This is a genomic window from Rhodococcus sp. P3_B8 (assembly GCF_056402775.1).
Genome location: NZ_JBFUGT010000510.1, coordinates 1 through 2,929 on the forward strand (window position 1 = coordinate 1; position 2,929 = coordinate 2,929).

Below are 2,929 nucleotides of genomic sequence, written 5' to 3' on the forward strand. Positions count from 1 at the left end.
CCGCACACCCTCGCAGCTCGGCGCGTGAGGTGTTCTTCTCTTCGTCGAGCCTCTTGGAGGCAGAAAGGTGGTGGCTCGCTACGCGAGTCCAGGTGCCCGATGACGGACAAGACCGACTTCAAGAAGACCCTCGCCGCCTACCAGTCCCCCCGAGGCGAGTTCCGGATCGTGGATGTGCCCGACCTGCAATACCTCATGATCGACGGTCACGGCGACCCCAACACCTCACCGGCATTCAGCGACGCCGTCGAAGCTCTCTACCCCCTCGCATACAAGCTGAAGTTCGCCAGCAAGCGTGACCTCGGCCGCGACTATGTCGTTCCTCCGCTGGAGGGCTTGTGGTGGGCCGATGACATGGACTCCTTCACCACGGTGCGAGACAAGTCGCGATGGGACTGGACGATGATGATCATGACCCCGAAGTGGGTCGACCAGGCCATGTTTGCCACCGCGGTCGACCAGGCCGGTGCCAAGAACCGCCCGGTACGCCTCGACGACGTCCGACTCGCGGATCTGAGCGAAGGGCGGTGTGTGCAGACACTGCACGCCGGCTCCTTCGACGACGAAGCAGCCGTGCTCGCACAACTGCATGACGATTTCATCCCCAGCAACGGACTACGTGTGTCCGGCAAGCACCACGAGATTTACCTCAACGACTTCCGCAGGATCGCGCCCGAGAAGCAACGCACCATCCTCAGACAACCAGTCGCCACCCGTGCCGCCTCCGGCACCTGACAACCACGGCGACCCCGTGCACTGCTCGGTCAGTGCAGCAAACCCGAAGCGAGCAGCCCCGTCCGCAACGCCTCGTACTCGCCGTCGTCGAGGGCAAGGAGCGGGGACCGCACGGTTCTGTTCTGCAGCACACCGAGCAACTGCAGTGCCCCCTTGACCGTCGTCGCGCCGTAATTGGGGACACCCATGACCGCACGCAACGCCGGCTGCAGGCGGGCATTGATCTCCCGTGCGGTTTCGACCTCCCCCGAGAAGAAGGCGTCGATCATCGTGCGGATCTCGTCACCTGCCACGTGACCGAGAACCGAGACGACCCCGCACGCCCCATACGCCAGGAAACCCAGCGTGAGGCTGTCGTCTCCCGAGTAGACCGCATAGCCCAATTCGCGCAACATGATCGCCTGAGTGGGATCTCCAGCGGCATCCTTCACCGCCACCACGGACGGCCACTCCGCCATCGTCTCGAACGTCGACGGCGCCAGCTTGGTACCGGCCCGGCCGGGAATGTCGTAGACCATGACAGGAGCATCGACTGCCTCCACGACGTACCGAAAGTGCTGCAGTACACCGCCCTGGCTCGGCTTGTTGTAATACGGCGTCACCAGCAGCAGCCCGTCAGCCCCGTGCATGACAGCCTGCCTCGCCAATTCCAGTGTGTGCCGTGTGTCGTTCGTTCCTACTCCGGCAACGATTTTTGCGCGGTCGCCCACCGCATCCTTGACCACTTGCAAGATCCGACCGTCCTCCGCGGTGGTAGTAGTGGCCGCCTCACCGGTCGTCCCCGAGACGACAAGGCCGTCGTGCCCATGATCGACCAGATGTAGGGCGATCCGAGCAGTCGCCTCCTCATCGATCTCGCCATCCACGGTGAACGCCGTAGCCATCGCTGTAAGAACGCGCCMGAACGGAGCCACCGGCGCTGACGAATCGGTCATCGCCCTAGTGTATGCGCGACGAACGCGCGTCAGCCCAGACCAGATCTCCCCCGGTCATTCACCGGGAGGGATTCGGCGTTCGAGCAGCTCAGTCAGCTCGGCGATGGTGACCTCGACGGTGCCGAACAGGGGGTCACCATCCATCGCGGCACGGGCGACAGCCCGACCCAGACGTTCTATGAGGTCGGCGTGCAGTTGATCGGTCATGACTGAACAGTCTCCAGGAAATCCGCACCGGGTGACCCATTAATGCGTCCCGCGGTCCGTCCTGATTCCAGCACCATCGGCAATTCCGAATTACGCAGAGCCAATGAGACATTGATGTCGCCAGCACAACCGGGCGGTGACCGTCGACAACAACGAAGTCCACCGGTTCACCAAACTCACGGAAACAATGCCAGTCGGTCGGTTTCTGCTGCAGGATGCACACATCACTACTCATCACACCGACGAATAGGACACCGCATGCCCATGAGTGCCCGTACCACCCTCCTTGCCGCGGCCACCATCCCACTGGCAGTCGCAGCGGCCGCGCCGGCATCAGCGGCCGAAACCACCGACGTCATCTTCGCCTTCACCGTTGACGGATCGACCGTCACCAACACCATCACCAACAACAGCGGCACCATCATCGGCTGCGGAACTTCTCTCGCACCTGCCCCCGACAGGGTGCTGCCACCCGTCCGCGACGTCCTCAGCGCCGGTCAATCACTGTACGAGACAGGCGAGGTTCAACCGGGGACGACAACCCAGTCGGTGATGGACGTTCCGGACGGCTCCTACGTCGCACTGGCCTCTTGCTCGCGCACCGATACCGACCCGGCCATGTGGATCTCCGACTACCCCGGAATCGAGGACTACCTGGCACAATGGCCCGGCACGGAGTTCACCGTCCAACAAGCCTCCACGGTCGTCACCGTTGCCGTCGCCGGCGAGGATCCCGCGCCCCCTGCCGCCGGCGACGCCCCCGACGTCGACGATCTCGGCACCATCTTCGGCAGCTAACCGCCATCAGCACAACACAACACACCCGAACGCGGCGCAGACAGGGACGGGGCCGCCCGGGAACCTGCCACCTCTCCACACATTGACCGATCCAGTGAACCCACTCCCATCAGTCACGGGATGCAGTCCGCGAAGGAGTGTCAATGACGTTCGAGAAATTTTCCGATCGAGCCCGCCAACTGATCGTGGATGCGCTTCGTGTCGTCGCTGATCGCTATCACTCCACCCCTGCAGCAGTGTGCGCAGCGGCGTAC

4 protein-coding genes are annotated in these 2,929 nt (G+C 63.4%); 2 read left to right on the forward strand and 2 right to left on the reverse strand.

Going from position 1 to position 2,929, the window contains the following annotated elements:
- The first annotated feature begins 99 nt into the window (after positions 1 to 99).
- A complete protein-coding gene (locus AC1D1G_RS43735; RefSeq protein WP_283335291.1) occupies positions 100 to 735 on the forward strand; it encodes a GyrI-like domain-containing protein in 636 nt (211 codons plus the stop codon).
- Positions 736 to 764: 29 nt separating this feature from the next.
- On the opposite strand, the gene dapA is transcribed toward AC1D1G_RS43735, so the two are convergent.
- Both dapA and AC1D1G_RS43745 read right to left on the reverse strand, forming a co-directional pair.
- A complete protein-coding gene (gene dapA, locus AC1D1G_RS43740) occupies positions 765 to 1,670 on the reverse strand; it encodes a 4-hydroxy-tetrahydrodipicolinate synthase (RefSeq protein WP_477956767.1) in 906 nt (301 codons plus the stop codon).
- A gap of 54 nt (positions 1,671 to 1,724) precedes the next feature.
- Positions 1,725 to 1,877, reverse strand: a complete 153-nt coding sequence (locus AC1D1G_RS43745; protein ID WP_280780224.1) for a hypothetical protein — start codon at positions 1,875 to 1,877, stop codon at positions 1,725 to 1,727.
- Between the two features lie 258 nt (positions 1,878 to 2,135).
- Between AC1D1G_RS43745 and AC1D1G_RS43750 the strand changes: the two genes are divergently transcribed.
- Positions 2,136 to 2,675, forward strand: coding sequence for a hypothetical protein (locus tag AC1D1G_RS43750; protein ID WP_283335290.1), 540 nt, complete (start codon positions 2,136 to 2,138; stop codon positions 2,673 to 2,675).
- Positions 2,676 to 2,929: the final 254 nt, after the last annotated feature.

Coding starts and splice junctions, on each gene's coding strand:
- AC1D1G_RS43735 (WP_283335291.1), top strand. CDS start 100: ATGACGGACAAGACCGACTTCAAGAAGACCCTCGCCGCCTACCAGTCC.
- AC1D1G_RS43745 (WP_280780224.1), bottom strand. CDS start 1,877: ATGACCGATCAACTGCACGCCGACCTCATAGAACGTCTGGGTCGGGCT.
- AC1D1G_RS43750 (WP_283335290.1), top strand. CDS start 2,136: ATGCCCATGAGTGCCCGTACCACCCTCCTTGCCGCGGCCACCATCCCA.